The organism is Pedococcus soli, assembly GCF_054782575.1.
In genome coordinates, this window is record NZ_BAAGSF010000004.1 from 395,712 (window position 1) to 411,778 (window position 16,067).

Consider the following 16,067-nt stretch of genomic DNA (forward strand, 5'->3'; position numbering starts at 1 on the left):
GAGCCCGGCTGTGGCAGGCGTCTCCCACCGCGCATAGGGTCGTCCCATGCCACAGACCGTCAAGGGCGTCATCGCCCGCAGCAAGGGTGCCGACGTCGAGCTCGTCGACATCGTCGTGCCAGACCCCGGCCCCGGCGAGGCGGTCGTCCAGATCCAGTCGTGCGGGGTGTGCCACACCGACCTGCACTACCGCGAGGGTGGCATCAACGACGAGTTCCCGTTCCTGCTCGGGCACGAGGCTGCCGGGGTGGTCGAGGCCGTCGGCGAGGGCGTCACCGACGTCGCGCCCGGTGACTTCGTCATCCTCAACTGGCGCGCGGTCTGCGGACAGTGCCGCGCCTGCGCCAAGGGCAAGCCCTGGTACTGCTTCAACACCCACAACGCCAAGCAGAAGATGACGCTCGAGGACGGCACCGAGCTCTCCCCAGCGCTCGGGATCGGCGCCTTCATCGAGAAGACCCTCGTCGCCGCCGGCCAGTGCACCAAGGTCGACGCCGAGGCGGACGCCGCCGCCGTGGGCCTGCTGGGCTGCGGGGTCATGGCCGGCTTCGGCGCGGCCGTCAACACCGGTGGCGTCGGCCGGGGCGACTCGGTGGCCGTCATCGGCTGCGGCGGGGTCGGCAACGCTGCGATCGCGGGTTCCGCCGTGGCCGGCGCGACGACGATCATCGCCGTGGACGTCGACGACCGGAAGCTCGAGGGCGCCAGGGCCTTCGGCGCGACCCACACGGTCAACGGCAAGGACGAGGACGTCGTCGAGCGCATCCGCGAGCTCACCGGCGGCTTCGGTGCCGATGTCGTCGTGGAGGCCGTCGGCCGTCCCGAGACCTACGAGCAGGCGTTCTACGCCCGCGACCTCGCCGGCACCGTGGTCCTCGTCGGGGTCCCGACCCCCGACAAGGAGGTCACCCTGCCGATGATCGAGATCTTCGGTCGCGGTGGTGCCCTCAAGTCCAGCTGGTACGGCGACTGCCTGCCCTCGCGCGACTTCCCCATGCTCGTCGACCTCTACCGCCAGGGCCGGTTCGACCTCGACGCCTTCGTGTCGGAGCGGATCGGGCTCGGCGACATCGAGGGCGCGTTCCACAAGATGGAGCGCGGCGAGGTCCTCCGCTCGGTCGTGGTCCTGTGAGTGACTCCGGTATGCCGTCGATCGGCCCCTCCCCGGGCGGCGTGCGGGTCGACCGGCTGGTGACCTCGGGCCAGTTCGAGCTCGACGGCGGCAGCTGGGACGTGGACAACAACGTCTGGGTGCTGGGCGACGACAAGGAGTGCGTCATCATCGACGCCGCCCACGACGGCCGCGCCATCGTGAAGTCGATCGACCGCGAGCGCCGCGTCATCGGGGTCATCTCGACCCACGCCCACAACGACCACATCAACGCGGTCGGCGAGGTCTGCGACGGCACCCGCGCCCCGGCATACCTGCATCCTGCGGACCGGATGCTCTGGGACGAGCTGTATCCCGTCACCCCCGACCACGAGCTGGCCGACGGCCAGGTCGTCACGGTCGGCGACGTGGACCTGCACGTCATCCACACGCCGGGCCACACCCCCGGCTCGTGCTGCCTCTACGCGCCCGCGCTCGGGGTCCTGTTCACCGGCGACACCCTGTTCAACGGTGGACCGGGCGCGACGGGACGCTCCTGGAGCGACTTCGGGACGATCATCGAGTCGATCCGCGACAAGGTCCTGACCCTGCCCGACGAGACGGTCGTCCTCACCGGGCACGGTGACTCGACCGTGATCGGCGCCGAGGCACCGCACCTGCAGGAGTGGATCGACCGCGGCCACTGAGCCGGCGCTCCCGCGCGAGGCCTGCAGGACGTAGGGGCCTGGAGACCTACAGGACGTACAGGCCGAGCATCACCAGGAGCACGGCGGCGGCGTAGAGGACCACGATGGCCCCCGCGACGGCGACAGCGGTGTGGCTCACCCACCACCGTGACGTGTGGTGGGTCGGGTCCAGCTGCTGGATGGTGCGCATCGGCGTGCCCCTCTCGTCGGGTCCTGCCCTGTCGTTCGAGGCTACGCCGGGTCCCTGCACCCTCGTGAGCGCCACGCCGCCGCGCTCCCGGGGTGCGCCTCAGCCGCGGTAGCTCTCCACGACCTTGGGGTCACGCACCTGCGCGGCCGCGGGGTCCTCGCCGAACTCCCGCTTGGCCCGGCGCTGCCGCAGCAGGTCCCAGCACTGGTCGAGCTCGACCTCGATGGAGCGCAGTCGCTGGTTCTCCTCCTCGACGCTGATCTCGCCGGACCCGAGCTTCGACCGGAGTCCGTGCTCCTCGTCGATGAGTCCCTTGATGTGGTGCTGGATGTCGATGTCGTCGGCCATGTGCCCACTATCGCACCGGCCCCTACCGCTGGCGAGGGTCCGCTGCTTTCATGGTCGGGTGGCACCAGCACGTGTGCCGAGCGGGAACCCTGTGGCCGGCACGGTGGTCGCGGGTGGCGGGCTGGCGTCCCTGGCCGACGCCGTTGCGCAGGTCTCCCCCGCCGTGGGCGGTCACGCCGTGGTGCTGACCCGCCTCTCGCAGCCGACCCCGGTGGCGTCCGCCGTGGTCCACGAGCTGGTCGACCTCCTCGTCGAGCGCGGCGCCGGTGACGTCACCATCGGCTTCCGGCTGCGCGCCCACGACCGCGACCGCGGCCACGACTCCGTCGTCGAGCTGGCCCGGCTGGCCGGCCTGGGAGGACGCACCCCGCGCGGACACCCCTACGACGTGGTGGACCTGGCCATCGACGGGGACCACACCCTCGCGCCTCCTGCGAGCGTCCTGCACGGGTGCGCGGTCTCCACCGTCTGGGCGGGGGCCGGCACCCGGGTGCTCCTCGGTCGCGCCGTGACCGACCTGCTCGACGGGTATGCCGCCGCCCTCGACCCGCTCCTGCGTGCCGGCGAGGAGGTGGCCGGGGCCGCTCCTGCCGACGTCGTCGCCGACCTGCTCGACCTCGTGCCGCCCCAGCTCGTGGTCGTCGACGCCCTCGAGGCCGCCGTGGGTCCGGACGGCGGGCGCCTGCCCCGGCTGCTCGACACCGGCGCCCTCGTCGTGGGGACCGACGTCCTGGCCGTGGACGGCGCGGTCGCGGGGCTGCTGGGACAGGACCGCAGCAGCTCGCGGTTGTTCGCGGGCGCGTTGGCCCGGCGCGGGACAGGACCCGGGGACGGCCGGGTCCACGGGTTCGGGGACGGCCGCGGTGGCCCCTCGACCCGTTCCGGGGTCCGCGGGGCGGTCGTCCCGTTCGCCGGCACGCACGGCCCGCACCCGGCCGCTCGGGCGGCAGCGGTCCGCCTGGCGGCCGACCCGGAGCTCGAGCGGGTCCTGTCGGCCTCGATCGGCGGCCCGGACCCCGGGGCCGCCCCCGCCGACCCGGTGCTGGCGGTGGTCCGCGCCGTGCTCACCCCGCTGGTCGAGGCGGCCGCCGACGGGGTCGGGGCGTTCGCCCTGTCCGGGGTGGTCGACGCGGTCGCTGCGGCCGCCCACGGGGTCCGCGCCTGGCAGACGGGGCTGGACAAGTCGGCGGTGCCCCGACGCGTGGTGCCCCTGGGGTTCGACCCCGGGTCGCTCGACGGCAGTGCCTACGACGGGCTGCCCGAGTTCTTTGCCGAGTTCGACGCCCTCGTCGGAGCCATGACGCCTCCAGCGGGTGACGACGACGCCCTGCGCTGGCGGCTGGTCGACGGTGCGACGGTCTTCGAGACCACGCGTGACCTGCCGGCGGACTTCGACGCGTTCGTCGCCCGCGTCGACGTGGCGGCCGGGATCAGCCTGATGGCCGACTACCTCGGCGGGAGGAGGGTCACGGTGCCCGGTGGTGCGCCCGGCACCACCCGCCAGGCCGAGCGCAACCTCTACCTCCCGCAGCCCAACTACCTCGCCCTGTGGGGTGGGGAGCCCATCGACGTCTGCAAGGTCGAGCTCGTCGAGCGCGGCCCCGAGGAGCACCGCCTCACCTGGCGAACTCTCCACAGCCCCAACGGTTCTGCTGTCTTCGACGACGGCTCCCTGACCTTTTCCCGGAGCGCCCGCGGCACGCTGGTCCGAGTGCGTGGGCGTCAGCTGTTCAGCCTGCCACCGTCGTGGGCCGGGATCGACCTGGCGGCCCTGCCCGAGCTCCGTGAGCCGTTGCTCGAGGAGGCCTACCGACGCTTCTTCACGACCACGTTCGACAACCTGGAGGCCTGTTTCGAGGGACGTGAGTTCCGCATCGGCAGGCCTCCCACGTCACCGACCGACCCCCTCCTCACGCGCTCCCTGGAGCTGCTGCTCGGCGCTGCCCGCTCCTGGGTGGACGACCGGGCACCCGAGGCCGCCCGGCCCGACAGCGCGGACGTCGACCTGCACGGCTTCCACCACGTCCGGGGCTCCCGGTGAGGGTGGCGGTCACCGGGGCCACCGGGCTCGTCGGCGGCCGCGTCGTCGAGGCCGCACGGGCCGCGGGGCACGACGTGGTGGCCGTGACCCGGCCGAGTTCGGGCGACCCGGGAGCACCACTGCTGGTGGGAGGACTCCCGGTCCCCCGCAGGACCGCGGACCTCACCGACCAGGGGGCGCTGGTCGCTGCGCTGGAGGGGTGCGACGGGCTCGTCCACTGCGCCGCCGTCTACGCGTTCGGTGCAGCCCGGGCACAGGAGGTCAGCCGGGTCAACGGCGACGGCACCCGGTCCGTCCTTGCCGCTGCGGCCCGCGCACGGGTGCGAAGAGCGGTCGTCACCTCCTCCTCGGTGACCCGTGGGTCGTCCGGCGCCGCCCGTTCGCGCACCGAGCACGACGTCCTCGGTGACGAACCCGCCCCCGCCTACTACGCCAGCAAGGTCGCCCAGGAGGAGGTGGCGCTCGAGGCCTCGTCCGCACACGGCATACCCGTCGTGCTGGCGCTGCCCACGGTGGTCCTCGGGGGTCCGTTCGCGCGGCTCGCCCCGAGCAACGCCATCGTGCTGCGCTACCTGCTCGACCCCACGCGGAGCACCTTCCCCGGGGGCTGCAACGTGGTCGACGCGCGGGACGTGGGTGCCGGGCACGTCGCGCTGCTCGAGCGCGGCACCTCCGGCGAGCGCTACCTGCTCGGTGGCGAGGACGTCACGTGGCGCACGCTGCACACGTTGGTGTCCGACCTCGCTGGCCTGCCGGGACCTTTCGCCGAGCTCGATGCACCGAACGCCTGGGCGGTGGCGGCTGCGAGCGAGTGGTGGGCGTCGCTCACCGGGGCCTCGCCGCTGTCGACCCGCGACGAGGCCACCACGGTCGGCCGGTTCTACTGGTACTCCAGCGCGAAGGCCACCGACCTCGGGTATGCCGCGCGGCCGGCCCGCGCCGCCGTGGCCTCGTCCCTGGCGTGGTTGGCGGTGAGTCCCGACCTGCCGCGGTGGGCGAGGGAGGGGCTGCGCCTGCACCCGGAGGTGCGGGCCGCCCGCGAGCTCGTCCCGGCACCCCTCGTCGAGGCCGACGCCGTCAGTCCGCGACCTCGACGGTCACCTCCAGCGTGGCCTCGTCGCCGCCGCTGACCTCGATCGTGCCGGTGTAGCGCTGTCCGGGACGGACCAGGTCCGGGTCGAGGTCGGCCTCCACGCGGACGTGGTGCTCCTCGCCCGCACCGATGGTCACGCGCTCCGGGTCGACGCGCAGCTCCAGCGCCACCACGGTGCCGGTGGAGTCGCGCAGCTCGCTGGCGGCGAGCTCGATCCGCCGTGGTCGGGGATGGCGGTTCACGACCGTCACCGAGGCCTGCGCCACCTGCCCGGAGGCGGCACGCAGGAGGACGGGCACGACCGCAGGGGCACCATCGCCGGTCCCGCCGGTCCCGCCGGTCCCGTCGGCCGCACCGGTCGCGGTGGCGGTCGGGGGCGGGGCGGTCCGTTGGCCCGGCCGGGCGCGGCTCCCGCGCGACCCCGCGCCGGCCGTCGTCGACTCGCTGATCACCCGTCCCGCCGCCCGACTGCCCAGGGCCAGCAGCTCACCGGCGTAGTCGAGCCCGAGGGCTCCGACCTCCCGCCAGTACCGGGCGCTCTCCCTCGTGACGGCGTCGACGTACGCCCGGCCGGTCGCCGTCCGGTCGACCTCGCCGGACAGGGTCGCCCGACCGAGGTCGATCGACTGCCTGGCCAACGACGACTGGGCCTGCAGGGCCGCCCGCGCCAGCTCCGTGATGCGGGCCAGGGTCTCGTCGGCCCCACCGGTTCGTTCACTCATGGGTCCACCTCTCCTGGCAGCAGCATCCACAGTCACAGCCCACGTCGACCGCGTCGCAGGCCGCTGGAAGGACGACCACGGCCACCCGCTGGGGGCGCGCGCAGCCTTCGAACCGCACGTCGGCGTACGCCGTGGCACATCCCTGCACGTCACCGATGTCGCGGCCCTGTCCGCTGTTGCGCAGGGCGTCGAGCCTCGCCTGCCGCGCCTTGAGCGCCTCGTCGGCGTTCGTGGCACTGGTCGGCGCGGCAGGGTCCTGGGTGCCTGCGTCGGTCTTCGTGCCGTCGTCCTTCGTGCCGGGGTCGTCCTTGGTCCCCGGGCGGACGGCCACGAGGAGGCGGACGACCCGGTCCTCGCACCCGGCCAGCACGATCGACTCCTCCTCGAGCACCGCCCGGATGGCGAGGTCCTCGCCGTCGCAGGAGTGCCACGGGCCGACCTCGAGCGACACGGGGCGCTCACGCCGCCACGGATTGCGCAGGTGGAACGGCACGACCCGCATCTCCCCGATCCGGGCGTGGACGATGACGTCGGCGTCCGGCACGCAGCAGCGGCACGGGTCGTCGCAGCCGCAGCCCTGCGACCCCTCGCGGTGTTCGTCGCAACCGCAGCCACAACCACGGCCATGAGAGTGACGGCGGCCCCGGCCGCCTTCTGCGCGCTCACCACAGCCGCAGCCCCGGGACCCCTCACCGTGCTCACCGCAGCCGCAGCCGTGGGGGCGACCGCGGCCCGCTCCCCCGTGCCCGTGCTCGCCGCAGCCGCAGCCCTCGGTGCACCGACCTCCGTGGTCGTGGTGCCGGCCCCGGTGCGGACCGGGTGGCGCCGCGGGGGCGGGGGTGAGCCAGGGCGCCATACCCCCCGCGGGCGCCCAGGCCCGCGCCCACTGGTCCCAGGCGGTCGTCGACTGGTCGACCCACTGCTGCACGGCCTCGGTGACGCCGTCGCGCAGGGTGGCGAGGTACTCGGGTGCGGTGGTGCTCATGACGGTCTCTCCGATGCAGTGCGGGGAAGGACGACGACGTCGAGGTCGGCAGTGCCGACGGGGACGCGGGCAGTGTGCCGACGAGTGGGGTCGAGCCCCTTGGGCACGATGACGTGCGCGGCGACCCGCACCGTCGTGCCGGGCTGGACCACGACCGGTTCGAGGAGGGCGAGGTCGATGTCAGGGCCGGGATCGGGTCCACCGTCGTCGGTCCGCGCACGTTGCAGCGCGGCGAGCGGCACCTCGACGTTGCCGTCGTTGCCGACGGTGAGGGTCAGCTCCTGCGTGCCCTCGGTCGCCAGGACCCGGCGCGGGCTCACCCTCAGTGCCACGGTGGGTTCGACCCGAAGGACGACCTGCCGGCGCAGGCCGCCGACCTCCACCTCCGCCCGGTGGTCCCCCGGCGGGGTGCCGGGGTCGAGCCGTACCGACAACGGCACCTCGGCCGTGGCCCCGGGGGCGATGACCGCGGCCGCGGAACCCACGACAGGGTCATGCCCCTCCCGGTGGAGCGCGAGCCCACGGATGGCGAGACGCTGGTCCACCGCGTTCTCGACCGACACGGTGGCCCGCAGCTGCCCGGGGGGCCCGGTCAGGACGATGCCGTCCTCCACGGTCGCAGCCGCCGTGGCCGTCGTGGCAGCGCGGGCGGCGCGCGCGGCGCGGGCGGCGTCCGGTTTCGCGGCGGCGCGGGCGGCGCCCGGCTTCGGGGCAGCGGTCTTGCGGCGGGTGGTCGGCACGGTGGCGTCCTGGCTCAGAGGTCGATGACGACGGGTCCGTGGTGCTCGGGCCGGATGTGGGCCGTGGTGCTGCCGCGCACGGTGATCGCGAACAGCTCGAGGCCGAGGACCGACCAGCTCCACTGCTGGTCGTACGGCACGCACACCTCGGTCGCAGGCGGGGGGCCGAGCTCGAGCCGGACACAGGTGTCGACGGCCACCGGCTTGAGGTCAACCGAGGCGGTGGTGTCCACGCTCGACGCGGAGTCGAGCCGCGAGGTCGTGTTCACCGTCGACGTCGTCGTGACCGGTGCCAGGGTGATCGCCGAGTCCGTGTGCACGGTGTTCTCGCCGTTGTTGGTGTTCGTCGTCCCGCCGGCCAGGGTCAGCTTCATGTCGTCGAGACCGGCGAGCGTCGAGTTCACGTCCGCCGTCACGTCGGAGGTGAAGGTGTTCCCGCCGAAGACGGTGGTGTCGATCGTGTAGTCGGCCATCAGGGTGCTCCTGCCGGGCTGGAGGTCTCGGGACTGACGAGGTAGGAGTGGTGGAACCCCAGCCGGGGGTCACCCCACGGCGCGAGCCCCGGGTCGAACTCCTGCAGCTCGGGCATGACGATCCGGTCCCGCACCTCGAGGGACGGGTAGTCGTAGACGGTGATGTGGTTCTGACCACGGTTGGCCGTGAACAGCAGCGTCTGGTCGGCCGAGAGCTGGCAGGCGTAGATGCCGTCCACCAGGGCGCCGCGACTCACCCGCAGCGACTCGGCATACAGGTGGGCGTTGCCGAACACGTTGCCCCGCATGAAGGACTCGGCCATCGAGCTGGCCGACTGCCTCGTGAGCGCCAGGCTCTCCAGCGCACCGGGGTGCTCGTCGATGAGGCGGTGCTGACTGAGGGTCAGCAGGTCGACGAACACCACCGTGTGGCTGCCACCGGTGCAGAAGATGAGCTCGGAGTCCGAGATCGTCACGTCGGAGTTGATGTGGGCCGGCAGGTCACGGTCGGCAGCCCAGTGCCGCACGACCCGCCCCTCCTCCGCGTCGATCTCGAACGCGTACTGGCGCAGCCAGGCCATGCCCCAGTGCTCCCAGTCCGAGCGGTCAGCAGGGTTGACCCTGAAGGAGATCGCGTAGAAGACGTCGAGGACGGGATGGCACACGACGTGCCAGCAGGTCGTCGGCAGCTCGATCCGCCTGACGTCACCGGTGACGGTGTCGAGGATGCCCACCTCTCGCGCCTCGCCGCGCGTGGGGTGGTCCATCCCCCCGTAGACGATGTACCGGCCGGATGCCGTGCGCTTCATGGCGTGCGGGATCTTCAGGCTGTGCGGCGCGAGCTGCTCGGCCTTGGTGAGCCGGTTGACGTCGAACTTCCACAGGTGCTCACCGATCGAGGTGACGAACTGGGTGTCGTCGAGCCATACCAGGTGGGTGCTTCCCTTGATCGTCGTGTCAGGAACCTCGAACCGCAGGGTGGAGACGCGGTCGGCCTCCTCGAGCGTCGCGAGGTCGTAGAACAACAGGTGCTGACCGGTGTTGCCCAGGAAGCCGATCCGACGGGTCGGGTCCACGTTGGGTGCGTGCCCGCCAGAGGCACCGGCGAAGTACGTGACCTTGTAGGCGTGGTCGCCCGTGACGGGGTCGTAGTGGAAGAGGCAGACGCCGGCCCGGCCCTCGAGCCCGTTCAGCCCGTTGCCGTCGAGGGCGACGTGAAATGCGTATGGGTACGTCCGCATAGGTTCCCCGGCCTGCTGCACCACCCGGTGACCCCACCGGCCACCAGAACTCACGGTAGCGGCGCCCCCAGCGCACCGATAGGGCCCCACAGCAAACGATCATGGCCAATCCCATTCACCCGCAAGCGAATTCGCGCCCGATCCGTTGTGCTTTGTGCCGGTATGACGAGTGTGCGACTCTCCCGACCACGCCGCCCTACGACGGGAGGTCAGTTCTCGCAGCCCACACCGTCACCGTCGCGGTCGAGCTTGCGGGAGTAGCCGGGGTCGCCCACCGAGATGGGGTCTGCACCGGCGGCCCGAACCGCGTCGCAGTTGGCGTAGTAGACGTTGGCCTGCGCAGCACTTGCCGCCGCGGCAGCATCGGCGGCCGCTCTGGCCTTCGCCGCAGCCACCTCCTTCGCCTTGGCCCTCGCCGCTGCCTCGGCCTTGGACTTCGCCGCAGCAAGCGCTCTCGCCTTTGCCTGCGCGACCGCTGTCGCCTTCGCCTTCGCCGCCGCGGCAGCCTTGGCCTTGGCCTTGGCAGCCGACTCGGCCTTGGCCTTGGCGGTGGCCAGCGCCTTGGCCTGGGCGGCCGCGACGGCCTTGGCTGCCGCGGCAGGGTCGGCGGTGGCCGAGGAACGTGTCGACGGCGTCGCAGCCTGGGCGGCGAGCGGTTGAGCGTCGGCCGACAGCTCGACCGTGTCGGCCCCGCCGCATGCAGCCGTCATCGCGATGACCATGACGGCCAGACCTGTCTTGATCGTCCAGGTGTTGCGCATGTTTTCCCCCAGGTGAATTGGTGGGGACAGTACGCGCCGATTGTCACCTTCACGCCGGCTTTCGCGGCAACAGGTCCTTCCGGACCAGCGCGTGGTCGCATCCACCCGCGTCGGGTCGGTTAAAGACTTGGTCAACTACGTCATCTGGCGTAACCCCGGGTCCACGACGGTCGATCACCACGGTGGAAGGAACCAGTCCCCCCGAGCAGCAAGGAACCTGACATGGCCCGCACGCTTCCCATCCGGCGCAAGGTCCTCGGTGCCGGCGCAGCCGCCGCCGTCCTCGGCGCCATCGGCTTCAGCGCCGCCCAGGCCGCCACCAGTCCCGTCTCGCACGCCCGACCGGCGGTGTCCGCCACCACGTCCTCCGACGACACGGCAGAGCCCACGGAGTCCGAGACGACCGAGCCCACCGAGACCGAGACGTCCGAGACCTCCGAGCCCACGGAGTCCGAGACGACGGAGCCGACCGAGACCGAGACCGAGACCTCCGAGCCCACCGAGACGTCTGCCACCTCGGAGGCCACGCACGGTGACCACTCGCACAGCGGCCACTCGCACACCGCCACGGCCACCGAGACCGGTGACGACAACGGCGACGACAACGGCGAGGACGCCGACGACCAGGGCGAGGACCAGGGCGAGGACCAGGGTGACGACCAAGGTGACGACCACGGCCACGATGCCACCCACACCACGACACCCACGGCCAGCTCCACGACCACCACGCACGACGACGAGGGAGACGACCAGGGTGACGACGGTGACCACGGTGACCACGGTGACCACGGCGGCGACCACGGCGGCGACCACGGCGGTGACGACTGACCGGGGACCACTGATCCCGGGACTGCACACGGCGGGTCGGACGCTGGGACCCTGAACCCGTGCACCCCGTCACCGACGAGCTGGTCGCCGCGGCGACAGACGGCGAACCCGGGGCGCTGCGCTCGATCTACGAGGCGCTGGCGCCCCGGGTTTCGGGGTACCTGCGGTCGCACGGGTCCAGCGATCCCGAAGGCCTGACGCAGGACGTCTTCCTCACCCTGTTCCACCGGCTGCCCGACCTCACCGGTGGTGCGGCCGGGCTGCGGACCTTCACGTTCTCCCTGGCTCACGCCCGTGTCGTCGACGAGCTGAGGGCCCGGCAACGGCAGCCGGGCAGCGTGCCGTACGAGCCCGAGACGGACCAGCGGACCAGCGACTCGGCAGAGACCGTTGCGGTGCGCACCCTGGGCACGCAGCAGGCACTGGCCCTCATGGAGGGCCTCAACCAGGGACAACGCGACGTCGTGCTGTTGCGCGTCGTCGCCGGCCTCAGTCTCGAGGAGACGGCCACGACCCTCGGCCGTTCCGTGGGATCGGTCAAACAGCTCCAGCGCCGCGGCCTGCTGGCCCTGCGAGCCACCGCACACGACCTGGGCGTAACCCCGGGAACGGATCGACGATGACACCTGACGACATGACACTCCCATCCCAGCCCGGTGACGACTCCCTCGACGAGCGCACAGCCGAGGGCATCCTCTGCGGGGACCTGCCCACGGGCGACGCAGCACTGGATGCTGCCCTCGACGCGCTGCGGGTCCTTGGCCAGGACCCCGCTCCCGAGCCCGTCGGCGAGCTCGCCGTCCTGCTGACGTCCGGCGCGTCCGGCACATCCGGCGCGTCCGGCACGTCCGGCACATCCGGCGCGTCCGGCGGAGGATCCGCGGTGCCGCGGCCCGCTGACGAGCTCGGCCGTCGCCGTCAGGGGCATGCTCGTCACCTCGCCACGGGGACGACAGCAGTCGCCGGCATCCTGTTGGTGACGGCCACCGCGGCCGCGGCGATCGGTGGCTTCCGGGCCGAACGGGCCCCGGCGTCACCCACCCTGCCCCCCGCCGTGGTCGTGCATCCCGGGAGCCCGCACCCTGCCGGCACGACGCCGAGCAGGCTCCCGGTCGTCCCCCCGATGCCCGCGGCCACCGGTGGCCTCGCCGGCGTCGGTGCCGACAAGCCCACCGACGACCACGCCGACGACCATGCAGGCGACTCCGCGACGACTCCTCGCGACGCGAGCTCCCACGGTGCAGCAGCGGCCACCACAGGTCGCCACGGCGACGAGAGCCAGCACGAGCAGGGCCGGGACGGCGAGCACGGTGATGGGGACGACGACCAGGCCTCCTCGGTCCCCCGGACCTCGGAGTCGCCCGACGACGACGCGAGCTCCGCATCGCACGGTGACGACACCGACGAGAGCACCGGGACCAGCACCCACGGGGGTGATGACGACTCGGGCGAAGGGAACGACACCTCGTCGGACGACGGCTCCGGACGCAGCGGTTCGGGCAGCGGCTCCGGCGGTTCGGACGATGGCGACCGTGGGTCCGACGTGGCGCAGGGAGCGCCCCTCACCAGTCCGTGACGGTCGGGCGATCGACCGGCGACCCGTCCCCGCGCGGCACGTCCATCATCGGTGGGCGGCTCAGCCCTTGAGCTCGGGGAACTGGTCGTCCCGGAACTCCTCGGACAGCGACCGTCCACCGTCGAACGCGCGCTGCTCCCGGTCGCGCAGCTCCACGCGGCGGATCTTGCCCGAGATGGTCTTGGGCAGCTCGAAGAACTCCACCCGGCGAACCCGCAGGTATGGCGCGAGGTGCTCACGCGCGTAGCCGAGGATCGCCTTGGCCGTCTCGGCGTCCGGATCCCACCCGGCCGCCAGCGCGACATACGCCTTGGGGACGGCGAGCCGCGTGGGGTCGGGGGCGGGCACCACTGCCGCCTCCGCCACGGCAGGGTGTTCGATGAGGACGCTCTCCAGCTCGAAGGGGGAGATCTTGTAGTCGCTGGCCTTGAAGACGTCGTCGGTGCGGCCGATGTAGGTGATGTAGCCGTCCGCGTCCCGGGAGGCGACGTCGCCGGTGTGGTACCAGCCGTCAGCCATCGCGTCGGCCTGGCGTTGCGCGTCGCCGAGGTAGCCGGTCATGAGGTTGACGGGGTGCTTGGACAGGTCGAGGACGATCTCGCCCTCCTCGCCCTCCACCCCCGTCAGGGGATCGACGAGCGCCACCGGCACCCCGGGCATCGGCCGGCCCATCGAACCCGGCTTGAGGGGTTCCCCCGCGATGTTGCCGATCTGCAGGGTCGTCTCCGTCTGTCCGTACCCGTCCCGGATGGTCAGGCCCCAGGCCTTCTCGACCTGGCTGATGACCTCGGGGTTGAGCGGCTCCCCCGCGGCCAGCAGCTCGCGCAGCGCCCCGCTCCCGCCACCGAGGTCGGCCTGGATCAGCATGCGCCACACCGTCGGCGGCGCACAGAACGTCGTCACCCCGGCCCGGCGGATCTGGTCGAGCAGCGACGCCGCGTCGAACCGCGCGTAGTTGTAGACGAAGATCGTCGCCTCGGCGATCCAGGGGGCGAAGAAGCACGACCAGGCGTGCTTGGCCCAGCCCGGCGAGCTGATCGCGAGGTGCACGTCGCCGGGACGGCCGCCGATCCAGTACATGGTGGACAGGTGGCCGACGGGGTAGGAGACCTGCGTGTGCTCGACGAGCTTGGGCTTGCTGGTCGTCCCGGACGTGAAGTAGACGAGCAGCGGATCGGTCGCAGCCGTGACTGTCTCGAACGGATGTCCTTGCGCGGCATGGGAGTCCGCGTAGTCGTGCCAGCCGTCGCCACCACCCACGGCGACACGCAGGTAGTCCCCGGGCACCTCCTCGAACTTCGCGGTGTCGGCGAGGTTGGCGACCACCACCCGCGCCCCGCCACGGTCGACGCGGTCACGCAGGTCGGCCGGCCCCAGCGCCGCGGTGGTCGGCATGATGACGGCACCCAGCTTGGCGACGGCCAGCATCGTCTCCCAGAGCTCGACCTGGTTGCCGAGCATGAGGAGCACGTGGTCGCCCTTGGAGACCCCGAGCCCGGACAACCACACCGCCACCTGGTCCGAGCGGGTCGCCATCTCGTCGTAGGTGATCCGCTGCTCGGAACCATCCTCCTCCACGACCCACAGGGCCAGCCGCTCGTTCCCTCGCGCCACCGCGTCGAACCACTCGACCGCCCAGTTGAACGTCTCACCCACGTCCGGCCAGCGGAATTCTGCTAGGGCCCGCTCGTGCTGCCCGGAGAGGCTGACGAGCTGGTCACGTGCCGATCGGTATGCCGCGGTCGCGGGTGTGGTGGCCATGGCACCTGACCCTCCTACGGGACCGCAGGCACCGCAAGGGCACGGCGACCACCCCACCGTCCCTGGCGGGGTGTGGGGCGGGGTCACGCTGGTTCCTGCGCAGCCCGGCGAGCCAGGAGCTGGTCATAGCTGCCCAACGTCAGGTCCCACTGCACCCGTTCGCCACCGCCACCGCCATCGGGGTCGAGGACCACCTCACCCGCCAGGCGTCGGGAGTGAACGATCGTGTGGTGCCGTTCGCACAGCAACGCCGCGTTACCCAGGTCCGTGACCCCGAAGTCGGCCCAGTGCACCAGATGATGCGCATCAGTCCACTGCGGCGGCATCGAACACCCCGGGAACGAACAACCCCCGTCCCGCAACCACAACCGGCGCACCTGAGCCGTGGTGAACAACCGCACCACCCGGCCCTGGTCCACCACCTCACCACCCGACCCCAACACCACCGGCAACACCGACGCCTCACACGCCAACCGGCGCACCGTCTCCGGGGCGACCAACACCCCCGCGTCCGGACCACCGACCCTCACCCCCGCCCCACGCACACCACTGGCCAGAGCAGCCCAGTCCATCGTCACCACCAGCTGCGTCTTCGCGTTCGGACCCACCCCCTCACCCGCTGCGACAGCGCGGCGTACCAACGCCACCAACGCCTCACCCCGGCGCCGGTCCGAGGTCCGCAGGTCCCGCTCACCGTCCACCGGCCTGGGTGCGGACAACGGACCGAGCGCCGCCTCCAGCACCGCCCTGCCCTCGGTGTCCAGCACCAGCCGGTACTCCGCGACCCCGGTCCCGTCCTCCACCGGCTGCGACAACGCCACGAACCGCCGCGCCACGTCCTGCTCGGACTGCAGCTGCCCATCCCGGCCATACCTGGCCAACAACGCCGGACGCAGCATCCGACACCCCCGCGGACCGTGCTCGACCGCCATCGCGACCAGACCATCGAGGACATGCGGCTCAGCACCCTCTACCAGCACCGGACGCAGTCGATCGGCCTCGGCCACCACCACCGCCGCCGACCGCACCGGCAACACCCCCGCCTGCACCGCAGCCCTCACCGGCGCATTGACCGCCTTGCCGAACGCCGCAGCCACCTCCACCACCGCCCGCGCACCACCCGCCCGCGTCGACGGCGCATGACGACGCACCCACGACACCACACTCAACGCCTCCGGCCCGCTACCGGGCTCACCACGCTCGATCGCCTCACCCACCACCGCAACCCTGGCCGCATCACACGCAGAACCCAACCCATCGACCTCACCCAACAGCTCAGCCAACCCGCCAACACCACCAACCACACCCCCACCGGCCTGCCACAACCAGTCCCCCAGACCAGCCAACGCCACCCGGGCAGCCGCCAGACGCTCACGGCGCTGCTCCAACGTCAACCCTTGATCCATGCCACGACACTAGCGGCGACCACCGACAACGACTCGACCCAAGCACCAATGAAAGACGTTGCACTGCAACACATTTCGCGCCATACCAGGCACGACGATGTCAAC

General features: G+C 72.1%; 17 protein-coding genes. 7 read left to right on the forward strand and 10 right to left on the reverse strand.

Annotated elements, in window-relative coordinates:
* Positions 1-46: 46 nt before the first annotated feature.
* Together ACYVKF_RS07860 and ACYVKF_RS07865 are read left to right on the forward strand one after the other, a co-directional pair.
* Positions 47-1,132, forward strand: a complete 1,086-nt coding sequence (locus ACYVKF_RS07860; RefSeq protein ID WP_056915785.1) for an S-(hydroxymethyl)mycothiol dehydrogenase — start codon at positions 47-49, stop codon at positions 1,130-1,132.
* An 11-nt stretch (positions 1,133-1,143) separates the two neighbouring features.
* Positions 1,144-1,797, forward strand: coding sequence for an MBL fold metallo-hydrolase (locus ACYVKF_RS07865; protein WP_460966913.1), 654 nt, complete (start codon positions 1,144-1,146; stop codon positions 1,795-1,797).
* A 46-nt stretch (positions 1,798-1,843) separates the two neighbouring features.
* Here ACYVKF_RS07865 and ACYVKF_RS07870 read toward each other — a convergent pair whose 3' ends face one another.
* Both ACYVKF_RS07870 and ACYVKF_RS07875 read right to left on the reverse strand, forming a co-directional pair.
* Positions 1,844-1,987: a hypothetical protein gene (locus ACYVKF_RS07870; protein WP_460966026.1), complete on the reverse strand. Its 144-nt coding sequence runs from the start codon at positions 1,985-1,987 to the stop codon at positions 1,844-1,846.
* A gap of 99 nt (positions 1,988-2,086) precedes the next feature.
* Positions 2,087-2,335, reverse strand: coding sequence for a DUF2630 family protein (locus ACYVKF_RS07875; RefSeq protein ID WP_056915787.1), 249 nt, complete (start codon positions 2,333-2,335; stop codon positions 2,087-2,089).
* A 58-nt stretch (positions 2,336-2,393) separates the two neighbouring features.
* Between ACYVKF_RS07875 and ACYVKF_RS07880 the strand changes: the two genes are divergently transcribed.
* On the forward strand, positions 2,394-4,376 hold the full coding sequence (locus tag ACYVKF_RS07880; RefSeq protein WP_460966028.1) for a hypothetical protein: 1,983 nt from the start codon (positions 2,394-2,396) through the stop codon (positions 4,374-4,376).
* Positions 4,373-5,506 carry an NAD-dependent epimerase/dehydratase family protein gene (locus ACYVKF_RS07885; protein WP_460966030.1) on the forward strand — a complete coding sequence of 378 codons (1,134 nt, stop codon included), beginning with the start codon at positions 4,373-4,375 and terminating at the stop codon, positions 5,504-5,506. The genes ACYVKF_RS07880 and ACYVKF_RS07885 overlap by 4 nt, the downstream gene beginning before the upstream one ends.
* Here the strand turns inward: ACYVKF_RS07885 and ACYVKF_RS07890 are convergent.
* The 6 genes from ACYVKF_RS07890 to ACYVKF_RS07915 all read right to left on the reverse strand — a co-directional run bounded on the left by ACYVKF_RS07890 (position 5,454) and on the right by ACYVKF_RS07915 (position 10,391).
* Positions 5,454-6,191 (reverse strand): hypothetical protein, encoded by a 738-nt coding sequence (locus tag ACYVKF_RS07890; protein WP_460966032.1) that lies wholly within the window; start codon positions 6,189-6,191, stop codon positions 5,454-5,456. The two genes, ACYVKF_RS07885 and ACYVKF_RS07890, sit on opposite strands and share 53 nt — an antisense overlap.
* Complete coding sequence (locus ACYVKF_RS07895) at positions 6,184-7,176, reverse strand: hypothetical protein (RefSeq protein WP_460966034.1); 993 nt, start codon at positions 7,174-7,176, stop codon at positions 6,184-6,186. Before ACYVKF_RS07895 ends, ACYVKF_RS07890 begins: the two co-directional genes overlap by 8 nt.
* Complete coding sequence (locus ACYVKF_RS07900; protein ID WP_460966036.1) at positions 7,173-7,916, reverse strand: hypothetical protein; 744 nt, start codon at positions 7,914-7,916, stop codon at positions 7,173-7,175. The genes ACYVKF_RS07895 and ACYVKF_RS07900 overlap by 4 nt, the downstream gene beginning before the upstream one ends.
* A gap of 14 nt (positions 7,917-7,930) precedes the next feature.
* On the reverse strand, positions 7,931-8,389 hold the full coding sequence (locus ACYVKF_RS07905; protein ID WP_460966038.1) for a hypothetical protein: 459 nt from the start codon (positions 8,387-8,389) through the stop codon (positions 7,931-7,933).
* Complete coding sequence (locus ACYVKF_RS07910; protein WP_056915794.1) at positions 8,389-9,630, reverse strand: hypothetical protein; 1,242 nt, start codon at positions 9,628-9,630, stop codon at positions 8,389-8,391. Before ACYVKF_RS07910 ends, ACYVKF_RS07905 begins: the two co-directional genes overlap by 1 nt.
* Positions 9,631-9,839: 209 nt before the next feature.
* Complete coding sequence (locus tag ACYVKF_RS07915) at positions 9,840-10,391, reverse strand: excalibur calcium-binding domain-containing protein (RefSeq protein ID WP_460966040.1); 552 nt, start codon at positions 10,389-10,391, stop codon at positions 9,840-9,842.
* A 222-nt stretch (positions 10,392-10,613) separates the two neighbouring features.
* Between ACYVKF_RS07915 and ACYVKF_RS07920 the strand changes: the two genes are divergently transcribed.
* From ACYVKF_RS07920 to ACYVKF_RS07930, 3 genes are read left to right on the forward strand one after another with little or no spacing between them, the layout of a single operon-like run.
* Complete coding sequence (locus ACYVKF_RS07920; RefSeq protein ID WP_460966042.1) at positions 10,614-11,219, forward strand: hypothetical protein; 606 nt, start codon at positions 10,614-10,616, stop codon at positions 11,217-11,219.
* Between the two features lie 59 nt (positions 11,220-11,278).
* Entirely contained in the window at positions 11,279-11,842 is a 564-nt protein-coding gene (locus ACYVKF_RS07925) for an RNA polymerase sigma factor (protein WP_460966044.1), read from the forward strand.
* A gap of 11 nt (positions 11,843-11,853) precedes the next feature.
* Positions 11,854-12,795 carry a hypothetical protein gene (locus ACYVKF_RS07930; protein ID WP_460966046.1) on the forward strand — a complete coding sequence of 314 codons (942 nt, stop codon included), beginning with the start codon at positions 11,854-11,856 and terminating at the stop codon, positions 12,793-12,795.
* A gap of 60 nt (positions 12,796-12,855) precedes the next feature.
* Here the strand turns inward: ACYVKF_RS07930 and ACYVKF_RS07935 are convergent, their stop codons facing one another.
* Together ACYVKF_RS07935 and ACYVKF_RS07940 are read right to left on the reverse strand one after the other, a co-directional pair.
* Positions 12,856-14,556 (reverse strand): AMP-binding protein, encoded by a 1,701-nt coding sequence (locus ACYVKF_RS07935; RefSeq protein ID WP_460966048.1) that lies wholly within the window; start codon positions 14,554-14,556, stop codon positions 12,856-12,858.
* Positions 14,557-14,639: 83 nt separating this feature from the next.
* Entirely contained in the window at positions 14,640-15,950 is a 1,311-nt protein-coding gene (locus tag ACYVKF_RS07940; protein ID WP_460966050.1) for an HNH endonuclease signature motif containing protein, read from the reverse strand.
* Positions 15,951-16,067: the final 117 nt, after the last annotated feature.

Bases quoted from the DNA above. Each gene is read 5' to 3' on its own strand.
- ACYVKF_RS07860 (WP_056915785.1), top strand. From the start codon at position 47: ATGCCACAGACCGTCAAGGGCGTCATCGCCCGCAGCAAGGGTGCCGAC.
- ACYVKF_RS07865 (WP_460966913.1), top strand. From the start codon at position 1,144: ATGCCGTCGATCGGCCCCTCCCCGGGCGGCGTGCGGGTCGACCGGCTG.
- ACYVKF_RS07870 (WP_460966026.1), bottom strand. From the start codon at position 1,987: ATGCGCACCATCCAGCAGCTGGACCCGACCCACCACACGTCACGGTGG.
- ACYVKF_RS07875 (WP_056915787.1), bottom strand. From the start codon at position 2,335: ATGGCCGACGACATCGACATCCAGCACCACATCAAGGGACTCATCGAC.
- ACYVKF_RS07890 (WP_460966032.1), bottom strand. From the start codon at position 6,191: ATGAGTGAACGAACCGGTGGGGCCGACGAGACCCTGGCCCGCATCACG.
- ACYVKF_RS07895 (WP_460966034.1), bottom strand. From the start codon at position 7,176: ATGAGCACCACCGCACCCGAGTACCTCGCCACCCTGCGCGACGGCGTC.
- ACYVKF_RS07905 (WP_460966038.1), bottom strand. From the start codon at position 8,389: ATGGCCGACTACACGATCGACACCACCGTCTTCGGCGGGAACACCTTC.
- ACYVKF_RS07910 (WP_056915794.1), bottom strand. From the start codon at position 9,630: ATGCGGACGTACCCATACGCATTTCACGTCGCCCTCGACGGCAACGGG.
- ACYVKF_RS07915 (WP_460966040.1), bottom strand. From the start codon at position 10,391: ATGCGCAACACCTGGACGATCAAGACAGGTCTGGCCGTCATGGTCATC.
- ACYVKF_RS07920 (WP_460966042.1), top strand. From the start codon at position 10,614: ATGGCCCGCACGCTTCCCATCCGGCGCAAGGTCCTCGGTGCCGGCGCA.
- ACYVKF_RS07930 (WP_460966046.1), top strand. From the start codon at position 11,854: ATGACACTCCCATCCCAGCCCGGTGACGACTCCCTCGACGAGCGCACA.
- ACYVKF_RS07935 (WP_460966048.1), bottom strand. From the start codon at position 14,556: ATGGCCACCACACCCGCGACCGCGGCATACCGATCGGCACGTGACCAG.